This window comes from Nocardia amikacinitolerans, assembly GCF_900215415.1.
GTDB lineage: Bacteria > Actinomycetota > Actinomycetes > Mycobacteriales > Mycobacteriaceae > Nocardia > Nocardia amikacinitolerans.
Genome location: NZ_OBEG01000006.1, coordinates 113864 through 135941, shown reverse-complemented (window position 1 = coordinate 135941; position 22078 = coordinate 113864). Strand labels below are relative to the sequence as shown.

Here is a 22078-nt window from a genome sequence, read left to right as displayed (position 1 = left end):
GGAGTTTCCCGTCGCCTGGCGGTGGCAGCTATTGCGGAGGGACCGGGGGAATCGGCGGCCCGCTCTAACCGTTGCCGACCAGGATGAACAGCAGATCCAGCAATCACGACACAATCGCCCGCGACCCCGCCGTCGGATCGGCCAGCTCGGCGGTGAGTAGACCGGCACCGGGCGGCAGCCAGTCGAACTCCGTATCGGCCGCGCGAATCACACTGGCTGACGGCAACACCGCCAGCAGCGGCGCGGCAGCGTTCTCCTCCACCAGAAACCGGCCACTCCAAGCGCGCCGATCGCCACGGCCGCCCAACAAAGGCCCCGTCATCACCGGGCCGCACCAGGTGCGCGGTGGCCAGCAACACCAGATCACCGCGCTCGAGCCGCAACCGGTCCACACCGATCACCTCCAGCTCGACCGGCTCCCGGCCGCTTAGCCGACCCCGGCGATATCGACGCCACGCGCCACGGCCAGCTGCTCACCACGCAGCCGGATCGTGTCCAGCACATCCGAGAGCGAATCGACCGGTGCGTCGAACGGAACCGCGACACTTCCCGACGAACCGCGCACCATCCCCGCCTTCCACATACCGCTCGAACCAGATGATTTCAGCGACAACCGGCCACGGTTCGACCACGAACGATCCAACCAATTCAGGCCACGTGGCCCCTCGAAGTGTGTTCGGTGAACACGACTCGACCGCCGTGCCACATCCACCGCGTCAGGCGCGGGCCACCAGCCGCACCAACAGCTCTCGGGAGGACCAACACAAACGGGATTGCTACACCGGCCACACACGACGCACAACAAATCGGGGATAAACGGGGGGACAGACACAAAAACAGGTCATGCCCGGTCCTAGACCGGGCATGACCTGCTACGTCTGTGGAGCTAAGGGGACTCCAGCCCCGCCCCCACGCAGCCAGTCCCCCAGTCACCCAATCAGCAGCAGGTTCGCGATTTCAAGTAGCCACCGACGATGATCACCCGCTCCTCCCCAACCCAGGGTGAAATCCGCTTCGACTACCAGTCGACTCGAACGCATTCGAAGCTCGCACGCGTTCCGATCTTCTTCGATGTGGCGCCGCGGGGTATGACAACAGAAGGGTATCGCTGCTGGGTCGCCGATCAGGCACCGGACCTACCACCACGGGCAGCAGCTCTACCCCGCCGCCTGTCTCCATCGCAGACGTATTTCTACGATTTTCCTACGATTTGCGCGCGGGTTTGCACGGGGCTTTTCGGGAAGGGTCCAGCAGCCTCAGGACTTCCAAATAGCCATCTACCTGCATAAACAGGGAAATATCGGGAACATTCGAGCAATTTGGGGAACCTGCGAAAATGCTGTGCCTAATTCATGACCGACAAAGCCTATCCCACCGTTGACCTGCACATCTTCGGGGCGTCCCCCCTGCTTTCCACGATTTGTCTACGATTCACCCACAATCCGCAAACCACTGGCGGCGATCCGATATTCCCGCAGCCCGAGCCTCGGGGCCCTACGCGTCTCCGGAAACCTCGCCGGTACCTGCGCCGAGGAGGGGGAACCGGTCCCGCCCAGCAGGTGCTCGTCTAGCAGGTTTCGGTGTCCACGATCACGGCACGGTCGACGTCGGCCGCGAGGCTGGTCCAGTCGAGCGTGCGGAACTCGGGCCACTTGGCAGCACGAGCACGGGACGGTCGATCGCGAAAGCGTTGCGGCCGCAGGTGCCGAGGCCGAGTCCTGGCGGATGGCGCCGTTGGTCGACCGTGTTCGGTGGGGCACCCGGCGGCGCGGCCGTCGACGAATTGATGGCGAGCGTTCGCTCGGCCGCCGGACGTGGAACGCCGAGCCGGGACAACTCGAACTCGCCGCCGCGCGGACCTGACCGAGGTCGCAGCGGCGGTCGACCGCGTCAGGCGCGGGCGCTGTCGGACGCCGCCTCGGTGCGCGGCGCGTGCTCCGGTGCACGCCCCCGACCGCGGAAGACCGCGACCGCGCGGCTGCGCAGTCCGCGCCGATCCACGCCGCTGTGCGTGACCGCGGGCGCCGTCGGTTCGGCGGGCGCCGGGTCCTCCACCCGGGTCGCGGTGGCCTCGATCCACCGGGTGTCGTTCATTCCGTGGCGGGACATTTCGTCGCCGCGCACGGCCAGCTCGCAGCGGCGGGCCAGATCCTTGCGGTCAAGGCCCGGGTACTCCGGCGGCTCGAGGACGATCTCGGCGATCATGCCGCGGGAACGCAAGACGCGCAGGGCCGAGTTGCCGAAGGAATCCTCGCCGACGAAGCCGGGGACGGTGCAGCGGTCGCCGTGCCCGTCGAGGTAGCGCAGGCGTACGGGCTGCACGAAGGTACCGGTGTCGATCGCGGCCTGGAACAGGGCGGGCCGCATGGTGCCGTAGGCGCGGCCGCACCAGGTGGTGCCCTCCGGGAAGACGGCGACGCGCTCGCCCGCGGCGAGGCGTTCGCCGAGCTGGGCGACGATGCCGGGCAGCTGGCGCAGCCGCTCGCGTTCGATCGGGATGACGCGCATCAGCTTCGCCAACCCGCCGAGCAGCGGCCAGTCGATCAGATCGGCGCGCGCGACGAACCCGAGCGGCTGTACGGCGGCCAGCGCGACGACGTCGGTCCAGCCGATGTGCCCGGTCACCACGAGCACGCCGGTGCCGCGATCGGCGTAGCGGACATCGGCGGTGGCGGCCGCGGACGCGGCGCGTTCGGCGCCGACGCGGGAGGCGATGGCGCGCTCGGCGGGCACCGGATCGGTGGGAATTCGCTTGTCCACCACCCGCAGTCGCATCCCGAGACAGCGCAGCAGCAGCCGAGCGTATTCGCGCTGGAGGTTGTCGCGCCGTCCGGCGGGCGTCGCGAGGTGGCACATCGGATAGGTCAGCAGCAGCCCGGCGACGCCGAGCGCGCGGGCGACCACCCGCGCCGTACCGATCTCACCGATCGGCTCGATGCAGCCGGGCCCGCAGGGGCTCGACGGCATCCACGCGTGCACGGCCTGTGCGGGCGGCGCCTCGAAGACCACGGTCCTCACCGCCCCCCGTCGAGGGCCGCGGCAGCGCCCTGTAGTCGCTCGAGGTATCGCGTGTTGATGGTGTCCAGGCCGAGCAGCGCGACGAAGTCGGCGACCGCGAAGTCGGGATCGTGCGCGGGCTCGCCGCAGATCTCGGCGCCGAGGCGCAGGTAGCCGCGCAGCAGTGGCGGGAGCTTGGGCCGGGAGGGCGGGGTCAGCTCGTCGAGCGTCTTGCCGTCGACGACCACCGGACGGTGCGGGTGCACCCGTCGCTCCGGGTCGGAGGCGTGCCGTCCGAGCAGCATGTCCCGCACGCCGCGCACGTTGACGCCCGCCGGATCCGCCGGGGAGTCCTGCATCGGCACCGACACGCAGCCCATCACCCACTCGTATCCGGTGAGCTGGATGTAGTGCAGGATGCCCGCCCACATGAGGGTGAGCACCGAGCCGTTGCGGTGGTCGGGCACCACGCACGCCCGGCCCATCTCGACGATCCGCTGACCCTCGGGATCCAGCTGGGCGAGGTCGAATTCGGTGGCCGTGTAGTACCCGCCCGCCGCGGCGACCTTGTCCGGCGGCAGCATCCGGTAGCAGCCGACGAACTGCTCGGTGACGTCGTCGCGAACCAGCAGGTGGTCGCAGTGCTCGTCGAAGCGGTCGGCGTCAAGCCCGGTGCCGTTGTCGGGGATGCGGAAGCCCGGCTCGTTGGCGAACACGCCGTAGCGCAGCCGCTGCGCCGCCTCCCTGTGCTCGGCGTCGGACGAGACGACCAGCGAATAGCGCGACCGTTCCACCCCCGAGTCCGTCGGAGCCGGGGCTGTCAGCACGGACGAAATAGTCATATCCGTGATGAAGCCAGTCCGACACTGCGCCGGGGCAACCTCGAAGTTGCGCGCCGATGCAGGCTAGGTTAACGAGACGCCGGTCACACCCAAGGTTCACCGACCCGACGCACAGCGTTAGCATCGACGCGTCGTGGAGTCGCCTTTCCCCTGCTTACGCAACCTTTCAGCGCCCGGAAACGGCAACCGCACCGATGCGCGCGCATCGGTGCGATCGGTTCGGGCGCGCTCAGGCTGCGGCGCGTTCCGGTGCGCGGGCCTGCGTCGGGCTCGATTCCACCTCGTCGAAACCGGGGCGGCCGCTGCCGATGAAGGCGACCAGCCACGAGGCCACCGCCGCGAAGCGGTTGCGGAAGCCGACCAGGTAGAGCAGGTGCACCGCGAGCCACATGACCCAGGCGATCACGCCGCGGAAGGTGATCTTCTCGTTGAGCTTCACCACCGCGCTGAACCGGCTGATCACCGCCATGCTGCCCTTATCCCAGTACTTGAACGGGGTGCCGGGCTGCTTCTTGCGACGGATGATGTCGGCGGCGTGCCTGCCCTCCTGCATGGCCACCGGCGACTGGCCGGGGTAGCCGTTGAGCGAGGTCATGTCGCCGATGGCGTAGATGTCGGCGTAGCCCGCGACGGTGAGGTCGGGGTTGACCAGCAGCCGTCCGGCGCGGTCAGTCTCGACGCCGGTGGCCTCGGCCAGGATCTTCGCGAACCCGCCCGCCTGCACACCCGCCGACCAGACGACGGTCTCGGCGCCGATCTTCCGCTCCACGCCCGCCTTGTCCTTGACGGTGACCTTGCCCGGTTCGATGTCGGTGACGAACGTGTCGACGAGCACCTCGACGCCGCTTCCGGTCAACGACTTCTTCGCGTACTCCGAGAGCCCACCACCGAAGGGCGGCAACACCTCTCCGGCGCCCTCCACCAGGGTGACCGAAACCTCCTGGTGGTAGTACCTTTTCGCGAGCTCCTTCAGCTGGCCCGCGACCTCGACACCGGTCGCGCCCGCGCCCACCACCACGAAGCTGAGCAGCCTGTTCTTGGTCTCGGGGTCCGCGGTCGCGGCCTCTGCGAAGACGCGTTCGATCTGGGCGCGAAGCAGTTTCGCGTCGTCGATGGTCTTGAGGGCGAAGGTCTTCTCGGCGAAATCGTCACGGCCGAAATAGGACTGCGAGGCGCCGGTGGCCGCGATCAGCGAGCCGTACCGAATCTCGTGGCGCACACCATCGTTCTCGTAGGTGATGATCGCCTGGTCCGGATCGATGGCGACGACCTTGCCGAGGCGCACATCGGCTTCCTTGTGCCTGCGCAGCACCGACTTGATCGGCGGCGCGATCTCGTGCGATGCCAGCACACCCGTCGCGACCTGGTAGAGCAACGGCTGGAACAGGTGCTCCGGCGTGCTCGAAATGAGTACGAAGTCGATTCCCGACTTGGCGAGTTGCTTGGCGGCGGCCAGCCCCCCGAATCCCGATCCGACGACGACCACATCTGCGTGTTCCATGACAGCCTCCTTCTCTCATTACCAACCGTCATCGGGAACGCAGATATTTCAGCCGTTACGGCGCATAATGGAGATGACTCTTATCTGGATTGCTCATGAATAGGAGCTAGTCGTGGAGCTTCGGCAGCTGGCGTACTTCGTCGCGGTCTGCGAAGAACTGAGCTTCAGCAGGGCCGCGGCCCGATGTTTCATCTCGCAGTCGGCGATCAGTCATCAGATCGCCCGGCTCGAACGCGACCTCGGCGTGCCGCTGTTCGAGCGCTCTACCAGGGCCGTAGTCCCCACCGACGCGACCACCCGGCTACTTCCCCTGGCCAAGCAGATGCTGAGCCTGGAATCCGCCATCCGCGCGGCGGTTCGGGCCTCCGGGCCGCGAATCCGGCTGGCGGCCAACATGTCCTTCGCGAGCCGCTCGCTGTCCGCCATCGCGGCCGCGCGCGCCGCGCACCCGGACGCGGAGATCGAGTTCGTGATCAAGCCCTTCCGCCAACGCATCACGGCCGTCGCGGACGGTGACTGCGATCTCGCGCTGATCCGCGGGCGCGTCGACCAGCCGGGGCTGATGGTGGAACAGCTCTGGGTCGAGGACCTCGTGATCGCCACCTCGAGCAATCATCCGCTGGCCACCCGCGACACCGTCACCCTCAACGACCTCAGCTCCTACCCGCTGCTGCTGCCGCCCGAACAGGAACAGGTGCTGCTGCACAACATCATTCGCAGTGCGTTCGCCGACCTGCCCGTCGGCCCCACCTTCGGCCCGCCGATCCCGCCCGACCACACCGCGACCATGGAACTGATCAACCGCCCGGAAGCATGGACCGTCCTCTACGCCCAGAGCCCCACCGAAGGACTCGTCGTCCTCCAACTCGCCGAACACCGCCTCCGCATCCCCGTCTGCGCCGTCCTCCGCGACGACACCCGCCGCTCCCCCATCCTCACCACCTTGCTCACCACGTTGCATAGCAGCTGACCGAATGCGGTGAGGTGTCAGCTGGAACGCTCCGAAAGCCTGCGGTCCACAGTGATATCGCCGGTCAGACGCCAAGCTCCCCGTTCGAACGACAAATTGCCGGAAACCACGAGCGGCCTCTTGGACTGGTGTGCGGCGATCGCCCATTCGTAGTCGGTACCGGCCAGCGGAACATGGACCTTCCGCGAGCGTCCGTCTACGTGTGTGGACAGGACAATGCTGGTGGCCCCCTCGCCCCCGTCCCCTAGGTCGTCACGGTTCAACGTTCGGACGATACCGAGTAGTGATTCGTACCGCGGCGGTTCCTCGCTGCGAACCAAGCGCTCACGCACCCGCGGCAATCCGGCCATCGCGTCACGATCGATGACGATCCGTGAACTTTCCAGCGTCGGCGCCGGCTCGCCCGCTGCCCAGTCGAACGACAGGTCCAACGCCCGTAAGTCCGGCGACTGAGTGAGATCCCAGACCGACTCCACCAAGTTGGCGCTCAATCCCAACTCGCCGGAGCGCTCCAGAGCGCGATCGTCCCACTGCAACGCCAGCGTGCGCGTCGATTGCAGGCCCTTGGCGAGCGTCGCCATCGCCGCGCGGGGGAACGACACCTGCGGCATTCCATCTGTCTCCGTGGACATCACATCACCGAGGCGGGATACGACCGTGAACACGAAGCTGCCCCGCTTGGTATGCCCAAGACGGATGTTTTCCTCGAGGAATTCCGTCACGGTGGCCGATCGACGACCTCGGTGCGAATGGGTCGGGTCGTCCGCGGTGGTCGCGGCCGCCTTCATCATCCGGAACAAGGCTTCCAAGGTCGTTTCCGCCTGCCGGAAGGGAATCGTGCCGTCGATCATTTCCTGGTCGAGTCGCACGAAGAACAGGTCGGCACGTGCGGCGGCGATGCGTTCGACCAGTTGCGCCGGGTCCCAGTCGTAGATGGTCGCGAGCGTTTGCATCGTTTCTCGGAAGCGCCGGGGAAAGTCCACGTAATCGGTGGCCAGCGGCAACATAATTCGACCCACTGGACCGTCTTCGCCCGGCAGCCGCCAGATCTCTTTCACGTCCTGAACGCGAGCCTCGAGTTCCCAATCGTGCGCGGCAAGGTATTGCGATACCGCTGGCGGCGACAAGGCAAGCGCGATGTCGCGAAGGTCGCCGACAGGAATCTCCTTCACCACTGGCCTCCTTCGCCGATTCTGTGCATGATCTCTTGGAGCCCGGCTACATCGAACAGGTTACTTCTGGGTAGGTGGACTGTCGTGCTGGACTTGCCGTCCGCTATTCCGCCCAGCTTCGCCGCGTACTCCCAATACATGCGGCTCGAGCTGGTCAAGCCAGCCTCGGACAGATCGAGCAGTTCGTCAGGCTCCTCCGGTATGAGCAGGACGCCGAGCAGGGCCGGAACGAATCGCTTCGGGCTCACCAGTTTCAGGAACGGACCTTTTTCCAGAGGCCAAGCCAAATGATCTGCCTTGAGCCGGCTGTGTTGCGTAGTGCACTTCAGCTGCAGCTCGAACTCAGGGCAATAGAATCTCTCATACTCCCGCGAGGCCACGATCGTGATATCGACACCGTCGTAGTCGGTTTCGTGGCTTTTGATCGAACAACCTGCGGCAGCGGCGATCATACGCACGAATGCGAGACTGAACTGTTCCTGCCGGGCGTTGACCGGAAGCCCGCCGTCGTCGGGCATTTCAGTCATGAACGCGGTCGGCAGACCACCATTGTCATCGATTGCCATGCACCCCCTGCACCCGCCGAACCGGACCGGCACACGGTAACGCATCGCGGAGCCCGCACACCAGCACCGCAGTGAAACGCGAACGACCCCGGCTGTTTCCAGCCGGGGTCGTTCGTAACAGCTACTCGCCGAAAGGGTTTCAGCCCTTGTGGGCCTTGACCGCCTCGGTGAGCTGCGGGGCGACGTTGAAGAGGTCGCCGACGATGCCGTAGTCCGCGATCTCGAAGATCGGGGCCTCTTCGTCCTTGTTGACCGCGACGATGGTCTTCGAGGTCTGCATGCCGGCGCGGTGCTGGATGGCGCCGGAGATGCCGAGGGCGATGTACAGCTGGGGGGAGACCGTCTTACCGGTCTGACCGACCTGGAACTGGCCCGGGTAGTAGCCCGAGTCGACGGCGGCGCGCGAGGCGCCGACTGCGGCGCCGAGCGAGTCGGCCAGCGCCTCGACGACCGCGAAGTTGTCGGCCGAGCCGACACCGCGACCACCGGAGACGACGATGTTCGCCTCGGTGAGCTCCGGACGGTCACCGGCGACGACCGGCTCGCGCGAGGTCACCTTGACGACGCCCTCTTCCTGCGCGGGAACCTCGACGGTCACCTTCTCGCCGGCACCGGCCTGCGCCACGGCCTCGACCGCACCCGGGCGAACCGAGATGACCGGCACGTCGCCGGTGGCCTTGGCGTCGACGGTGAAGGCGCCACCGAAGATGGAGTGCACGACGGAGCCGTCCTCGTTGACGCCGATGACGTCGACCAGCAGGCCGGAGCCGATGCGGGCGGCGAGGCGACCCGACACCTCCTTGCCTTCGGCGGAGGCGGCGACGATCACGGCGGCCGGGGACACCGACTCGACCAGACCCGCGAGCACGTCGACCTTCGGGGTCACCAGGAAGTTCTCCACATCGTCGGACTCGGCGATGTAGATCTTCTCGGCGCCCGCGGCGGCCAGCGCGTCGGCCAGCTTCTCGCCGGTGCCCGCGGCGCCGAGCACGACGGCGGCCGGGGTGCCCAGGGTGCGGGCGGCGGTGAGCAGTTCGGTGCTGACCTTCTTGATCGCACCGTCGGCGTGCTCGACGAGCACAAGTACTTCAGCCATTTGTGTTCTCTCCTAGGAAGTCTCGTCAGCCGGGCGGATCAGATGATCTTCTGACCGATGAGGTACTGGGCGATCTTGGTGCCGCCGTCGCCCTCGTCCGCGATCTTCTCGCCCGCGGTGCGCGGGGGCTTCGGGGTGGACGCGGTGACGGTGGTGCCCGCGTTGGCGACACCCACGGTCGACGGGTCGACGCCCAGGTCGGCCAGCGTGAAGACCTGAACTTCCTTCTTCTTGGCCGCCATGATGCCCTTGAAGGACGGGAACCGCGGCTCGTTGATCTTCTCGGTCACCGAGACGATGGCGGGGAGGGTGGCCTCCAGCTTGAAGACGCCTTCGTCGGTCTCGCGCTCGCCGGTGATCTTGTCGCCGTCGACGGTCAGCTTGCGCAGGTGGGTCAGCTGCGGCAGACCCAGGTACTCCGCGATGATCGCGGGCACCGCACCGGCGCGGCCGTCGGTCGCCTCGTTGCCCGCGATGACCAGCTCGACACCCTCGACCTGGCCGAGCGCGCTGGCCAGCACCCACGCGGTCTGCACGGCGTCGGAGCCGTGGATCGCCGGGTCGTTGATGTGGATGGCCTTGTCGGCGCCCATCGAGAGCGCCTTGCGGATGGCCTCGGTGGCGCGGTCCGGACCGGCGGCCAGCACGGTGACCTCACCGCCCTGGGCTTCCTTGATCAGCAGCGCCTCTTCGACGGCGCGCTCGTTGATCTCGTCGAGGACGGCGTCCGCGGCCTCACGGTCCAGGGTGTAGTCACCATCGGACAGCTTGCGCTCGGACCAGGTGTCAGGGACCTGCTTGATGAGTACGACGATGTTCGGCATCGGTCTTCGTCGACCTCCTGTTCTGGGGGCGTTATCTGGTGGTCGCACGAGCTGGGCCGTACGTCCTTTGAGGTAGCTCAGGGCGTGACACTACCCTACGTTAAGTTACTCGTGGGTAACTTAGTGGCTTCTCTCTCAATACACCGGTCCGGGCGATATCGTGCGCGACCCTTACCAGTAACGTCGGTGTGATGAGCGAGGCTGTGATCCCTGCCGCAGTGGGCGACCCGAGGGTCATAACTGCGGAAAACGCCGGTGCCGTCGAACCATTGCCGCTGACCGGCGAGCGCACCGTCCCCGGCATCGCCGAGGAGAACTACTGGTTCCGCAGGCACGAGATCGTCTACGCCCGGCTGCTCGACCGGTGCGCCGGAAAGACCGTGCTGGAGGCGGGTTCCGGCGAAGGCTACGGCGCCAATATGATCGCCGGGGTGGCCACCAAGGTGATCGGCCTCGACTACGACGCGAGCGCGGTCGCGCACGTGCGGGCGCGCTACCCGCGCGTGGAGATGATCCAGGGCAACCTCGCCGCCCTGCCGCTCGATGACGCCTCGGTCGATGTCGTGGTGAATTTCCAAGTCATCGAACATCTTTGGGACCAGAGCCAGTTCCTGCGGGAATGCCTTCGGGTGCTGCGGCCCGGCGGCGAGCTGCTGATCAGCACACCCAATCGGATCACCTTCTCGCCCGGCCGCGACACCCCGCTCAACCCGTTCCACACCCGCGAGTTGAACGCGGACGAGCTGACCGAACTGCTCGTCGAGGCCGGTTTCGAGGTCGCGCTGATGACCGGCGTGCACCACGGCGCGACGCTGAAAGCGTTGGACGCCAAGCACGGTGGCTCGTTCATCGACGCGCAGATCCAGCGCGCGCTCGCAGGCGAGCCGTGGCCCGCCGAGCTGACCGCCGACGTCGCCGCGGTGACCATCGACGACTTCGACCTGATCACCGAGGACATCGACGCCAGCCTCGACCTCGTGGCCATCGCGGTGAAGCGTTGACCGACAACGCGGTACCCGGCCAGTTCACCCTGGTCCTGCACTCCCATCTGCCGTGGCTGGCCAACCACGGCCGCTGGCCGGTCGGCGAGGAATGGCTCTACCAGTCCTGGGCCGCGTCCTACCTCCCGGTCGTCGAGGTACTGAGAACCCTTGCGGCGGAAGGTCGTTCGCATCTGCTGAGCCTCGGCATCACACCGGTGCTCGCGGCCCAGCTGGACGACCCGCACTGCCTGGCGGGCATGCACCACTGGCTCGGCAACTGGCAGCTGCGCGCCGACGAGGCCGCCATGGCGGGCAATGTCGCGCTGGGCAGGCACGAGCACCGGCTCGCCGCCGCGGCGCTGACCGAGTTCGAGCTGCGCTGGCGGCACGGCGCCGCGCCGGTCTGGCGCGAACTCGTCGACGCGCAGACGATCGAGCTGCTCGGCGGCCCGCTGGCGCACCCGTTCCAGCCGCTGCTCGACCCGCGGCTGCGCGAGTTCCAGCTGCGCGAGGGCTTGGCCGACGCCCGCCAGCGCTGGGGCCACACCCCGACCGGCATCTGGGCGCCGGAGTGCGGATACACGCCGGGCATGGAGGTCGGCTACGCCGCCGCAGGTGTGACGCATTTCATGGTCGACGGACCCGCGCTGCGCGGCGACAGCAGCCTCGGCCGCCCGGTGCGCGACACCGACGTCGTGGCGTTCGGGCGCGATCTTCAGGTGAGCTACCGGGTTTGGTCGCCGAAGTCCGGCTATCCCGGCCAGGCGCAGTACCGTGACTTTCATCACTACGACCACGCGACGGGTCTCAAACCCGCCCGCGTCACCGGCAAGACGGTCGCCGGGCCCGACAAGGCCCCGTACGACCCGGAGCTGGCGGCCGCGGCGGTGGTCCGCGACGTCGACGACTTCGTGCGCACCGTGCGCGATCGACTCGTCGCCGAGTCCGAACGCATCGGCCGTCCCGCGCTCGTCGTCGCCGCCTTCGACACCGAGCTGTTCGGGCACTGGTGGCACGAGGGTCCGCAGTGGCTGGCCCAGGTCCTGCGCGCGCTGCCGGAGGCGGGCGTCACCGTCGGCACCCTGGCCGACGCGCGCGAACGCGGATTCGTCGGTGAGCCCGTGCAGCTGACCGATTCGTCATGGGGGTCCGGCAAGGACTGGCGGGTGTGGGCCGGTGATCAGGTGCGGGATCTGGTCGAACTCAACGACGAGGTCGTGCGACTGGCGCTGGACACCCTGGACAAGATGCGCGCGGGAGCCACCTCCGCGCTGCGCGATCCGGTCGCGGATCAGTTGCTGCGCGAGGCGATCCTGACGGTGTCCAGCGACTGGGCGTTCATGGTCAGCAAGGACTCCGCGGCGGGCTACGCGCGGGAGCGGGCCCACCAGCACGCGCATGCCGTGCGGGAGATCGCGGCGGCGGTCGGCGCGGGTCAAGTCGCCAAAGCGCGGCAGTTGGCGGCAGGATGGTACGCGGCCGACGGATTCTTCCCCGGATTGGATGCGCGACGGCTCCCCAGTGCCGACCCCACCGGGACCCTGGACCGGGGCCCGCAAGGCCCGGCCGCGGACGGCCCTGCCTATGAAGGACATGCATGAAGATCTTGATGGTGTCGTGGGAATACCCGCCGGTTGTGGTCGGTGGGTTGGGTCGGCACGTGCATCACCTCGCCACCGAGCTCGCCGCGGCGGGCCACGAAGTGGTCGTCCTGTCCCGCCGCCCGTCCGGCACCGATTCCGCCACCCACCCGACGCATTCGTTCATCGAGGACGGCGTCCTGGTGGTCGCGGTCGCCGAGGATCCGCCCTGCTTCGACTTCGGCGAGGACATGCTGGCCTGGACCCTGGCCATGGGCCACGCGATGGTGCGCGCGGGCGTCGCGCTCGGTAAGCCGGGCATCGGCGACGGCTGGACGCCCGACGTCGTGCACGCGCACGACTGGCTGGTCGCCCATCCCGGCATCGCGCTCGCCGAGTACTACGACGTGCCGCTGGTCTCGACCATTCACGCCACCGAGGCGGGCCGCCACAGCGGCTGGGTCGCCGGCAAGGTCAACAAGCAGGTGCACTCGGTCGAATGGTGGCTCGCCAACGAATCCGACGCGCTGATCACCTGCTCGACCTCGATGCAGGACGAGGTGCAGCGCCTCTACGGTCCCGAGCGCATCCCGATGACCGTCATCCGCAACGGCATCGACGTCGGCGCGTGGACCTTCCGCCCCCGCGCACCGCGTTCCGGCCCACCGCGGCTGCTGTACGTCGGCAGGCTGGAATACGAGAAGGGCGTGCAGGACGCCATCGCCGCGCTGCCCCGCATCCGCCGCGCCCACCCGGGCACCACGCTGACCGTCGCGGGCGTCGGCACCCAGTTCGAATGGCTGCGAGAACGGGCTCGGGTGCACCGCGTCGCGCGCGCGGTGACCTTCGCCGGTCAGCTCGACCATCAGGAACTGCTCGGCTGGCTGCACGGCGCCGACGCCATCGTGCTGCCGAGCCGCTACGAGCCGTTCGGCATCGTCGCGCTGGAAGCGGCCGCCGCGGGCACCCCGCTGATCACCTCCACCGCGGGCGGGCTCGGCGAAGCGGTCATCGACGGCGTCACCGGCGCCTCCTTCGAACCCGCCGACGTGGACGGTCTGGTGGATGCGGTGCGCGCGACGCTGGACGATCCCGCCGCCGCACAGGACCGCGCCTACGCCGCACGCGAGCGCCTGACCGCGGACTTCGCCTGGGACGTCGTCGCGGCGGAGACCGCACAGGTGTACTCGGAAGCCAAACGGCGGGTGCGCAATCCGCTCGGCAGGCCGGTCATCGTGGAACGTCCACTGCCGGAACGGGATCCGAACAACCCGATCTGATCGGCGTCGCCGAGAGCGGACCGTTGCGGCGAAGACGGAGGTACGCCTACTCCGGCTTGAAGACGAAGACCTCGCCGATCCGGGTGGCCAGCACCACCTCGCCCTCGGCGCTTACCGAGGTGCCGGTGGTGCTGCCCTGCGCGCCGGGCAGCACATCGGCATCGATGGTCGCGCCGCTGGCGGTGTCGAACGTGATCAGGCTCAGGCCCTCGCCGATCGCCGCCGCGGTGTAGCCGGTGCCGCCATCGGTCTGCACCGGCACGCCGCGCAGCACCAGATCCTTGCGCTCCCAGACGGTTTCGGCGGTCTCACCGGTGTCGCGCAAGGCGAGCAGGTAACCCTCGTCGCCCGCGGGGATGATCAGACCGTCGGCGGAGACCGAGATCCCGCCGCTCGGTGTGAATCCCAGCGGCCGCACCCACTTGGTGCGCCCGTCGGCGGTGTCGACGGCGATCAGTCGCTTGGTGTTGTCGCCGACGTAGACGGTGCCGCCGTCCGCGGACAGCGCGGGACCGGTTGCGCTGCCCTCGGTCAGGATCTCCGCGCGCCACTCCTGCTGAATCTTGTTGTCGGCGTAGCGCAGAGCGACCAACGCGGCGTTCGGCGAACCGGGCTGCCACACGGTGACGTAGAAGCGACCGGTGGACTTCTCGATCGCCGAGATGTTCGCGACCGGGCACTGCGGGCCGCCGGTGCCACAGTCGTCGAGACCCTGGCCCGAGGCAGGCCTGGTCAGGTTGGGGTGCTCCAAAAGGTCGGGCTCGCCGAGCAGCTGGACGGTCGGCACGGTCCGCAGGCCGGTCTGCCGGTCGAGCACGTCCACCTGGCCGGACTGGGTGATGGTGAGCAGCCTGCTGTCACCGGTGAACTGCACCGAAACCGGAACGCCCGCAACGGGTGTGCGCCAGCGCGGCTGACCGAGGTAGTTGTAGGAGTTCATCGCGCCGTCGTCGCCGACGTAGACGTTGCTCGCGCCGTCCACCGCGGTGGGCGAGGAAATCGTGTTGGGGCCGAGCACATCACAGAAACGCTTGCGGCCGGTCGGCATCTGCAACGACAGGATGGCGCAACCGTTGGGGGTGCGGGTGGTCAAGAACAGCTGACCCTCGGCGCCGATGGTGACCGGCTGCTCGATGGGACCGGCGGCGGGCCTTGACCAGCTCAGCGTCAGCGAGCGCGCGCCGGTCACGGGGCTGACGCCGCTGTTGCGACCGTCGTGGTGCGCGGCGGGCCAACCTTTCCCGGGGCCGACGGTGATGTCGTCGACGTCGGTGCCGCAGGCGGTCAGCGCGAGCGCGCCCATGGCGGCAAGCGCGGCCACCGCACGCACCCGGGATCGCGGCTGTGTGGCGACAGCCCGCACGCTACCGGTTCGCACCTGCTGTTCTCCCCTCTGGTCGGTGGGCGCTCGCAAGACTAGCCTGTGTTCAATTTGCCGCGCCTGCGGCACGGCGGGTTCGCGGCCCCCTGGTGTCTCGCATGGCGGACCTTCCGCAGCGTGAACGTGAGGGTAGGGCCGGGGGTGGTAGAGCGCGAAAGTACGCTGTGTAGCCAAAGACATCCCCCGGGTCGCCGGTCCCGGGAACACGACGGGAGAACGGTTCGTGACGAGCATGTGGGGCGCACCGTTGCGCTCGCGGTGGCGGGGTTCGCGCCGCCGGGATCCGCAGCAGGCGCGATTTCTGACCGTGGCGTCGCTGCGCTGGGTGCTCGCCAACCGCGCCTACACGCCCTGGTATCTGGTCCGCTACTACCGGCTGTTCAAGTTCAAGCTGGCGAACCCGCACATCGTGCTGCGCGGCATGGTGTTCCTCGGCCGCCGGGTCGAGATCCACGCGACCCCGGAGCTGAGCCGGATGGAGATCGGTCGCTGGGTGCACATCGGCGACGGCAACGCCATCCGCTGCCACGAGGGCTCGCTGCGCATCGGCGACAAGGTGGTGTTCGGCAAGGACAATGTCGTCAACACCTATCTCGACATCGAGATCGGCGAATCGACGCTGGTCGCCGACTGGTGCTACATCTGCGACTTCGACCACAAGATGGACGACATCACGCTGCCCATCAAGGACCAGGGCATCGTGAAGAGCCCCGTCCGGATCGGCCCCGACACGTGGATCGCCGCCAAGGTGACCGTGCTGCGCGAGACCCGGGTCGGCCGCGGCTGCGTGCTCGGTGCGCACGCGGTGGTCAAGGGCGAGATCCCGGACTACAGCATCGCCGTCGGCGCACCGGCGAAGGTGGTCAAGAACCGCAAGGCCACCTGGGAGGCTGGCGCCGAGGAGCGGGCGAAGTACATCGCCGCGCTGGAGGACATCGAGCGCAAGAAGAACGGCGTCACCCAGCAGGCGTAGTTCGCCGCGTTCGACGGAAAGTCGTCGGTCCGCTCGAGTACGGTCGTCGGCATGAACAGGTACGCGGCGCTGCTGCGCGGGATCATGCCGTCCAACCCGAACATGCGCAACGAGAAGTTGCGCGCGGTGTTCGAGGGACTCGGGTTCGAGAAGGTCGCGACGATCCTGTCCAGCGGCAACGTGGTGTTCCGCTGCGCCGATACCGACGCGGCGGCGCTGGAGGATCGGATCCAGGAGGCGCTGAACCGGGAGCTCGGGATTCCGGGCGGGACCATCGTGCGCAGCTACGAGGAACTGCGCGAGCTGCTCGATCGCGACCCGTTCGAGGGCCTCACCCACGAACGGGGCTCGTACCTCACGGTCACCTTCTTCAAGGACCAGAACCCGACCGTGGAGCATCCCGACACCGGCGACGAGCTGACCAGGATCATCGGTTACGACGCCGAGGCTCGCGCCTTTCTCACCGTCATCGACAACAGCACGCCGAAGACCCCCGACTTCATGGCGTGGCTGGACAAGACCTACGGCAAGGACATCACCACCCGCACCTGGTTGACGGTGCAGCGGATCGTGAAGAAGCTGGAGTCTTAGGTGTGCGCGGTGCAGACGAATACCGTGGCGGCGCGGCCGATTCGAGTGATCACGAGCGTATAGGCAACGCTGCCTTTGAGTTTCAACCGTTTGCGCAGCGCGTCCGGGTCGACGTCCACGCCGCGCACCAGAATCTCCAGCGTCCCGCAGTCGCGGCGAGCCAGCTCTTGGCGCAACGTCTTCTCCCGTAGCTCGAGCCGGTCCTCGATGCGGAAACCGCGGACATTCGAGGGGACGGAGTCGCCGGTGAGGTAGGCGATGTGCGGATCCAGTTGCCACAGGCCGTGTTTCGCCGCGTAGTGCCGGACCAGCCCGGCGCGGACGATCGCGCCGTCGGGATCGATGATCCACTCGCCGGGCGGTCGGCCGGGAAGTTCGTCCGGCTCCGCGTCGGTGAGGACCTGCGGCGCGCCGCGCGAGCTCAGCACGGTGGCGCGACGGGTGACGCCGGATTCGGCGAGGCCGGCCGACCACAGGCACGCCTCGCGCACCGCGCCGTCCAGCGAGACCACCTCGATCTCGCCGGACCAGTCGAGCCGGTCGAAATCCAGTCCGGGCGCGCACTTCACGGCGATGTCGCGACCCGCGTAGGCGTCGAGCAGGTCGGGCAACGGAGGTTGCAACTTGGCCGGGTCGTGGGTGCGACGACCATCCGAGCGGCGTGCCGGATCGGCGATGATCACCGTGCCGCTGCTGCTCGGCACTAGGGCATCGGCCTTGGCCAGCAACACATTTCCGGGGCCGGAGAGCGGCGACCACCGCGAACCGAGATTGTGCGCGGCGATCGCCAGCCGCACCTCGTCCAGGTCGCTGCCGACGACGGCCGGGCACACCTCGGCCAGCTCGACGAGTTCGGCGCCGATGGAGCAGGTGACGTCGTGCACGGCCCGCCCCGCCAACCGGGCCGCCCGGTGCCGGGCGACCGTGGTCGGCGTCGCCTGCTGTAGCGCGTCGTCGGTGAAGAGCCACTCCCCCGCGCCGTGCAGTTTGGCGGCGGCCTTTCGGCGCAGCCGCACGGTCTCCACGAGGGCGGCGGCGTGCTCCCCGTTGTCGCGACGCACCCGCGCCAAATCGCGCAGGTGCGTCGCGGGGGACAGTTCCAGCCGGTCCACCTCAGCCAGCGCGGCACGCCCTGCCGCGGAGGCGAGGAAGGCGATGTCCGCGCGACCGAAGCGGTAGCCCACCTACTTGGCGGACGCGCCCGGCTTCACGCCGGTGATCATGGCGTTGTAGAAGAACTGGCGCGGCACCACGCGGCGCATGATGTTCTCGTCCACCCAGCTCAATCCGAGCCAGGCGCGGTACATCGCCATCCGGTAGCCCATGCCGAGCTTCTCGGCGGGCACGGCCGCCTCGAAGGTGCGCACCGGCCAGCCCCACAGCGCGGCGGCGAATTCCTCGGTGCTCGCCTTGACCTCGACCGCGCCAGCGGACCGTGCCATCGACTCGAGGTCGCGGGGATCGAAGGTGTGGAGGTCGACGACCGCCTCCAGCGCCGCGGCACGCGAGGACTCGTCGAGCTCCTCCTGCGGACGACGCCAGCCGGCCAGCGCGGGCAGCTTGGTGACCGAGGTGGTGGCCTTCCAGGTGATGCGGCCGAGCCAGCGGGCGTAGAAGTTGCCAACGGTGGTCGGCTCGCCGGCGAAGACGAAGCGACCGCCGGGCTTGAGCACCCGCAGGCACTCCTTCAGCGCCAGCTCCACATCCGGGATGTGGTGCAACACAGCGTGACCGACGACCAGATCGAAGGTGTCGTCGTCGTAGGGGATGGTCTCGGCGTCGGCGACTCGACCGTCCACGTCCAGACCCAGGTTCTCCGCGTTGCGCAGCGCCACCTTCACCATGCCCGGCGAGAGGTCGGTGACCGAGCCGGACTTGGCGACGCCGCCCTGCATCAGGTTCAGCAGGAAGAAACCGGTGCCGCAGCCGAGCTCGAGCGCCTTCTCGTAGGGCAGCGGCGCGGGGCCCACCGCGGCGTCGAAGCGGCCACGGGCGTATTCGATGCAGCGCTCGTCATAGGAGATGGACCATTTGTCGTCGTAGGTCTCCGCTTCCCAGTCGTGGTAGAGCACCTGGGCGAGCTTCGTATCCTTCAGCGCTGCTTCGACCTCGGCCTCGGTGGCATGCGGGTTCGGCGCGGGGTCGTCGGGACGTACCGTCATGGTCGCCTAGCCTACATAAATCCCCAGATGAAGCCCGCTGTCGGCCCGTGCTTCTCGCGGGGTACCGGACCGGTGGCCGAATGAGAACGTGTTCCTATCAGGGCAATCTCCTGGCACACCCGTTTCAGACCGATCGACATTCGTGCAGGCGGGCGCCTTCAACTCCGTGCTACGACCCGTTCGGGGCGTGCCACGACGCACTCGGCACAGGCATCGCGACGGGCCCGGAGCGCAGTCGACGCGGGCGGCACGGCACCCTCGGCACGACGTCGCGACGAACTCGACGGATGCATCGCGACGGGCTCGGCGCGGACCCGGAGCACAGTCGACGCTGGCCGCACGGCGCTATCGGCACGGCGTCGCGACGGACTCGACGGATGCGTCGCGACGAACTTCGGTGCGGCGGCGGTGACTCGATTCCGGGCCGACGCCGCCCGTTCAGCGACCGACGAAGACCGCGGAACCCGGACCGTCGGCGACGTAGGATTCCGTGCCGATCCGGCGGTCCTCGGTGGCGAACAGCCCGGCCCACTCGCCGCGGGCGCGGTCGAGACCGTGCGGGCCGGCCTCGAAGACCGCCTTGGCCGCGGCCAGCGCGCGGCCGGGGCCGTCGGTGAAGCGTTCGGCCCAGCGCAGCGCGGCGGCGAAGACGTCGTCGGGCGCGACGACCTCGTCGACAAGACCGAGCGCGCGCGCCTCGTCCGGCTCCACGAAACGCCCGGTGTAGACGAGGTCCTTGGCCGGGCCCGGCCCGATCAGCAGCGAGAGCCGCCGGATGCCCGCGAGCGGGATCAGTCCCGCGTGGATCTGCGGCAGGCCTAGCTTGACGTTGTCGCCGATGACGCGACGGTCGGCGCCGAGGGCCAGCTCCAGCCCGGCGCCGAGGCAGTACCCGCTGATCGCGGCGACGGTCGGCTGCGGAACCTTGGCGAGGCACCCCAGCGCGGACTGCACGTCGGCGGCCATGGCCTCGGCCTGATCGGCGTCCAGGGCGGCCAGCTCGGCCACGTCGTCACCTGCGGAGAACACCCGCTCGTCCCCGTACACCACCAGTGCCGCGACCCGCGGATGCGCCGCCACCGCCGCCGCGGCCTCGGCCACCTCCCGCACCACCTGAACGTTGAGCAGGTTCATCGGCGGACGAGCGATCCGCAGAACGGCGACGCCCCGCGCGCCATCCCCTTCCGGCAGCTCCAAGGTCACGAATTCGGCCATGGCACGCACGCTACCTCGCACCCCCGCCGCGTCCCGCATCCCCGCCCGGCCATACGCCCGCAGACCCGCGGCCCTCGCAGAAGTTGTGTACGCCTCGCAGCGCTCGCACCCTTTGTGAAGCGTGCACAAGGCCTGCGAGGAACTGCTACCGCCTGGCCGAGCCCTTGAGCTTGGTGGGTTCGGGGAGGTCGGCGAAGTAGCGGTCGTTGTCGGGGAAGCTCAGCATCTTGGTGCCGTGGGCATCGATGAACTCCGGCATGATCGCGTCGATGACCGGTTCGGCCGCGAAGATCTCCGCCGTGGAGGCGAAGCGACCCAGCGCGTCCAGCTGGGACCAGGTCGGCGGGAGCAGGATGTCGGTGCCCGCGCGCCAGCGGTCGAGCGCCTCGGCCGGGGTGCGCCACTGCACCTCGGCGGCCTCGGACGTCGCGCCATCGGCCAGCTGACCCTGCGGCAGGACGGCGACGAAGAAGTGGGTGTCGTAGCGGCGCGGCTCGATGACCGGAGTGATCCAATTCGCCCACGGCCGCAGCAAATCCGCGCGCAGCACCAGCTTCTCCTCGGCCAGGAAGGTGGCGAGGGAGAGTTCGCGGCGCTCCAGCTTGCCGCGCGCCGCGCGGTACGGGACGGTGTCCTCGACGACGGTGTCGGCCGTCGGGCCCGCGAGCAGCACACCGCATTCCTCGAAGGTCTCCCGCACCGCCGCGCACACCAGCGCCTTCGCGCGCGGCTCGGTGGTCGCGAACCGCTCGGCCCACCAGGCCGGATCCGGACCCGCCCAGTCGATCTCGACGGTGCTGTCGGCGGGATCGACGCCGCCGCCCGGGAACACCGTCATGCCCGCGGCGAAGGCCATCGCCCCGACTCGTCGCTGCAGGAACACTTCGGGACCGTTCGCCCCGTCGCGCACCAACATCACCGTGGACGCGTCCTTCGGGGCCGAGGGTTCCTGCGGCTGCGCGCCAGCCGACGTCGTTGTCTCACTCACACTTGCACCCTAACGCGCGCTTGGTATCGCCACCCCAGCCCGTATGGGCGAGCGCAGGCGGAGCTACACCGCGCTTGATTCGCGGCCGCCCTAGCGGGAGCGGTGCTTTCCCGCGCGGCGGGCGCGGCGGGCGAAGTAGCGGCCGTCGACGCGGTCGAGGGCGATGGCCTGGCGGAAGGCGTCGCTGAGGTTTTCCGAGGTGAGCACGTCGGTGAGCAGGCCCTGGGCGACCACCTCGCCCTCGTTGAGCAGCAGGCCGTGGGTGAAGCCGGGCGGGATCTCCTCCACGTGGTGGGTGACCAGCACCATGGCGGGCGCCTCGGGGTCCGCGGCGAGATCGCCGAGGCGCTCGACCAGTTCCTCGCGACCGCCCAGGTCGAGACCGGCCGCCGGCTCGTCGAGCAGCAGCAGTTCCGGGTCGGGCATCAGCGCGCGGGCGATGAGCACCCGCTTGCGCTCACCCTCGGACAGGGTGCCGTAGGTGCGGTCGGAAAGGTGTTCGGCGCCTAGGCTTTCCAGCATGTCGATGGCGCGGTCGGTGTCGACGTCGTCGTAGCGTTCGCGCCAGCGGCCGAGCACGGCGTACCCCGCGGACACCACGAGGTCGCTGACCTTCTCGTCCAGCGGCACGCGATTGGCCAGCGCCGCGGAGGAGAGGCCGATGCGCGGCTTCAGCTCGTTGACGTCGACCTTGCCGATCACCTCACCGAGCAGGTGGGCGACGCCCGAGGTCGGGTGCATTTCGGCGGCGGCCATGCGCAGCAGGGAGGTCTTGCCCGCGCCGTTCGGGCCGAGCACGACCCAGCGTTCGTCGAGCTCGACCTGCCAGGTGACCGGACCGACGAGGGTGTGCCCCGAGCGTCGGACGGTCACGTCGGTGAAATCGATGAGCAGATCGGGATCCGGTTGCGGCACGCGCTCCATCTTGGCCCACATGCGCCGGGTTTGTCCGACCGA

The 22078-nt window shown here is 68.6% G+C and carries 21 protein-coding genes; 6 read left to right on the top strand and 15 right to left on the bottom strand.

Translation table 11 applies throughout. The features are described 5' to 3' along the window. Positions 1-103: 103 nt before the first annotated feature. From CRP45_RS25255 to CRP45_RS25240, 5 genes are all read right to left on the bottom strand, one after another. Positions 104-394 (bottom strand): cupin domain-containing protein, encoded by a 291-nt coding sequence (locus CRP45_RS25255; RefSeq protein WP_097247304.1) that lies wholly within the window; start codon positions 392-394, stop codon positions 104-106. Positions 395-427: 33 nt separating this feature from the next. Next, a complete protein-coding gene (locus tag CRP45_RS34015) occupies positions 428-583 on the bottom strand; it encodes a hypothetical protein (RefSeq protein WP_179831008.1) in 156 nt (51 codons plus the stop codon). Between the two features lie 1307 nt (positions 584-1890). After that, positions 1891-3018, bottom strand: a complete 1128-nt coding sequence (locus CRP45_RS25250; protein WP_245910422.1) for a lysophospholipid acyltransferase family protein — start codon at positions 3016-3018, stop codon at positions 1891-1893. Next, complete coding sequence (locus CRP45_RS25245) at positions 3015-3839, bottom strand: GNAT family N-acetyltransferase (RefSeq protein ID WP_097247303.1); 825 nt, start codon at positions 3837-3839, stop codon at positions 3015-3017. Before CRP45_RS25245 ends, CRP45_RS25250 begins: the two co-directional genes overlap by 4 nt. 229 nt (positions 3840-4068) lie before the next feature. Next, positions 4069-5340, bottom strand: a complete 1272-nt coding sequence (locus tag CRP45_RS25240; protein WP_097247302.1) for an NAD(P)/FAD-dependent oxidoreductase — start codon at positions 5338-5340, stop codon at positions 4069-4071. A gap of 112 nt (positions 5341-5452) precedes the next feature. Between CRP45_RS25240 and CRP45_RS25235 the strand changes: the two genes are divergently transcribed. Further along, positions 5453-6310 (top strand): LysR family transcriptional regulator, encoded by an 858-nt coding sequence (locus CRP45_RS25235; protein WP_067781618.1) that lies wholly within the window; start codon positions 5453-5455, stop codon positions 6308-6310. A 17-nt stretch (positions 6311-6327) separates the two neighbouring features. Here the strand turns inward: CRP45_RS25235 and CRP45_RS25230 are convergent, their stop codons facing one another. The 4 genes from CRP45_RS25230 to CRP45_RS25215 all read right to left on the bottom strand — a co-directional run bounded on the left by CRP45_RS25230 (position 6328) and on the right by CRP45_RS25215 (position 9968). Beyond that, on the bottom strand, positions 6328-7482 hold the full coding sequence (locus CRP45_RS25230) for a hypothetical protein (protein WP_218841191.1): 1155 nt from the start codon (positions 7480-7482) through the stop codon (positions 6328-6330). After that, positions 7479-8048: a DUF4365 domain-containing protein gene (locus CRP45_RS25225; RefSeq protein ID WP_218841190.1), complete on the bottom strand. Its 570-nt coding sequence runs from the start codon at positions 8046-8048 to the stop codon at positions 7479-7481. Before CRP45_RS25225 ends, CRP45_RS25230 begins: the two co-directional genes overlap by 4 nt. A gap of 139 nt (positions 8049-8187) precedes the next feature. Continuing rightward, entirely contained in the window at positions 8188-9144 is a 957-nt protein-coding gene (locus tag CRP45_RS25220; protein ID WP_097247300.1) for an electron transfer flavoprotein subunit alpha/FixB family protein, read from the bottom strand. Between the two features lie 38 nt (positions 9145-9182). Further along, positions 9183-9968: an electron transfer flavoprotein subunit beta/FixA family protein gene (locus CRP45_RS25215; protein WP_067781613.1), complete on the bottom strand. Its 786-nt coding sequence runs from the start codon at positions 9966-9968 to the stop codon at positions 9183-9185. Positions 9969-10159: 191 nt separating this feature from the next. On the opposite strand from CRP45_RS25215, the gene CRP45_RS25210 reads away from it, so the two are divergent. Genes CRP45_RS25210 through CRP45_RS25200 form a run of 3 tightly spaced genes read left to right on the top strand, consistent with a single transcriptional unit; the run spans position 10160 to position 13811 of the window. Beyond that, positions 10160-10969, top strand: a complete 810-nt coding sequence (locus CRP45_RS25210; RefSeq protein ID WP_097247299.1) for a class I SAM-dependent methyltransferase — start codon at positions 10160-10162, stop codon at positions 10967-10969. After that, positions 10966-12552 carry a 1,4-alpha-glucan branching protein domain-containing protein gene (locus CRP45_RS25205; RefSeq protein ID WP_097247298.1) on the top strand — a complete coding sequence of 529 codons (1587 nt, stop codon included), beginning with the start codon at positions 10966-10968 and terminating at the stop codon, positions 12550-12552. The genes CRP45_RS25210 and CRP45_RS25205 overlap by 4 nt, the downstream gene beginning before the upstream one ends. Further along, the gene (locus tag CRP45_RS25200; RefSeq protein ID WP_097247297.1) at positions 12549-13811 is read left to right on the top strand and encodes a glycosyltransferase family 4 protein; all 1263 of its coding nucleotides are present in this window, start codon (positions 12549-12551) and stop codon (positions 13809-13811) included. Before CRP45_RS25205 ends, CRP45_RS25200 begins: the two co-directional genes overlap by 4 nt. A 46-nt stretch (positions 13812-13857) precedes the next feature. Here CRP45_RS25200 and CRP45_RS25195 read toward each other — a convergent pair whose 3' ends face one another. Next, positions 13858-15189 (bottom strand): outer membrane protein assembly factor BamB family protein, encoded by a 1332-nt coding sequence (locus CRP45_RS25195; protein WP_245910420.1) that lies wholly within the window; start codon positions 15187-15189, stop codon positions 13858-13860. 226 nt (positions 15190-15415) lie between these two features. Between CRP45_RS25195 and CRP45_RS25190 the strand changes: the two genes are divergently transcribed. Together CRP45_RS25190 and CRP45_RS25185 are read left to right on the top strand one after the other, a co-directional pair. Then, a complete protein-coding gene (locus CRP45_RS25190; RefSeq protein WP_067781601.1) occupies positions 15416-16165 on the top strand; it encodes an acyltransferase in 750 nt (249 codons plus the stop codon). A gap of 51 nt (positions 16166-16216) precedes the next feature. Further along, on the top strand, positions 16217-16756 hold the full coding sequence (locus CRP45_RS25185) for a DUF1697 domain-containing protein (protein WP_097247296.1): 540 nt from the start codon (positions 16217-16219) through the stop codon (positions 16754-16756). Here the strand turns inward: CRP45_RS25185 and CRP45_RS25180 are convergent. The 5 genes from CRP45_RS25180 to CRP45_RS25160 form a co-directional block, all read right to left on the bottom strand. Beyond that, positions 16753-17940, bottom strand: coding sequence for a THUMP-like domain-containing protein (locus CRP45_RS25180; RefSeq protein ID WP_097247295.1), 1188 nt, complete (start codon positions 17938-17940; stop codon positions 16753-16755). The two genes, CRP45_RS25185 and CRP45_RS25180, sit on opposite strands and share 4 nt — an antisense overlap. Further along, entirely contained in the window at positions 17941-18918 is a 978-nt protein-coding gene (locus tag CRP45_RS25175) for a class I SAM-dependent methyltransferase (RefSeq protein ID WP_067781591.1), read from the bottom strand. Positions 18919-19356: 438 nt separating this feature from the next. Further along, positions 19357-20133, bottom strand: a complete 777-nt coding sequence (locus CRP45_RS25170) for an enoyl-CoA hydratase-related protein (RefSeq protein WP_097247294.1) — start codon at positions 20131-20133, stop codon at positions 19357-19359. A 145-nt stretch (positions 20134-20278) separates the two neighbouring features. Further along, positions 20279-21049 (bottom strand): NUDIX hydrolase, encoded by a 771-nt coding sequence (locus CRP45_RS25165; RefSeq protein ID WP_179831038.1) that lies wholly within the window; start codon positions 21047-21049, stop codon positions 20279-20281. Between the two features lie 162 nt (positions 21050-21211). After that, positions 21212-22045: an ABC transporter ATP-binding protein gene (locus CRP45_RS25160; RefSeq protein WP_067781767.1), complete on the bottom strand. Its 834-nt coding sequence runs from the start codon at positions 22043-22045 to the stop codon at positions 21212-21214. Positions 22046-22078: the final 33 nt, after the last annotated feature.

What these genes read in the sequence shown, in the direction of transcription:
- CRP45_RS25175 (WP_067781591.1), bottom strand. Translation starts at nt 18,918, where the DNA reads ATGACGGTACGTCCCGACGACCCCGCGCCGAACCCGCATGCCACCGAG.
- CRP45_RS34015 (WP_179831008.1), bottom strand. Translation starts at nt 583, where the DNA reads ATGTGGAAGGCGGGGATGGTGCGCGGTTCGTCGGGAAGTGTCGCGGTT.
- CRP45_RS25225 (WP_218841190.1), bottom strand. Translation starts at nt 8,048, where the DNA reads ATGGCAATCGATGACAATGGTGGTCTGCCGACCGCGTTCATGACTGAA.
- CRP45_RS25160 (WP_067781767.1), bottom strand. Translation starts at nt 22,045, where the DNA reads ATGGAGCGCGTGCCGCAACCGGATCCCGATCTGCTCATCGATTTCACC.
- CRP45_RS25215 (WP_067781613.1), bottom strand. Translation starts at nt 9,968, where the DNA reads ATGCCGAACATCGTCGTACTCATCAAGCAGGTCCCTGACACCTGGTCC.
- CRP45_RS25170 (WP_097247294.1), bottom strand. Translation starts at nt 20,133, where the DNA reads ATGGCCGAATTCGTGACCTTGGAGCTGCCGGAAGGGGATGGCGCGCGG.
- CRP45_RS25245 (WP_097247303.1), bottom strand. Translation starts at nt 3,839, where the DNA reads ATGACTATTTCGTCCGTGCTGACAGCCCCGGCTCCGACGGACTCGGGG.
- CRP45_RS25220 (WP_097247300.1), bottom strand. Translation starts at nt 9,144, where the DNA reads ATGGCTGAAGTACTTGTGCTCGTCGAGCACGCCGACGGTGCGATCAAG.
- CRP45_RS25165 (WP_179831038.1), bottom strand. Translation starts at nt 21,049, where the DNA reads ATGTTGGTGCGCGACGGGGCGAACGGTCCCGAAGTGTTCCTGCAGCGA.
- CRP45_RS25200 (WP_097247297.1), top strand. Translation starts at nt 12,549, where the DNA reads ATGAAGATCTTGATGGTGTCGTGGGAATACCCGCCGGTTGTGGTCGGT.
- CRP45_RS25210 (WP_097247299.1), top strand. Translation starts at nt 10,160, where the DNA reads ATGAGCGAGGCTGTGATCCCTGCCGCAGTGGGCGACCCGAGGGTCATA.
- CRP45_RS25240 (WP_097247302.1), bottom strand. Translation starts at nt 5,340, where the DNA reads ATGGAACACGCAGATGTGGTCGTCGTCGGATCGGGATTCGGGGGGCTG.
- CRP45_RS25185 (WP_097247296.1), top strand. Translation starts at nt 16,217, where the DNA reads ATGAACAGGTACGCGGCGCTGCTGCGCGGGATCATGCCGTCCAACCCG.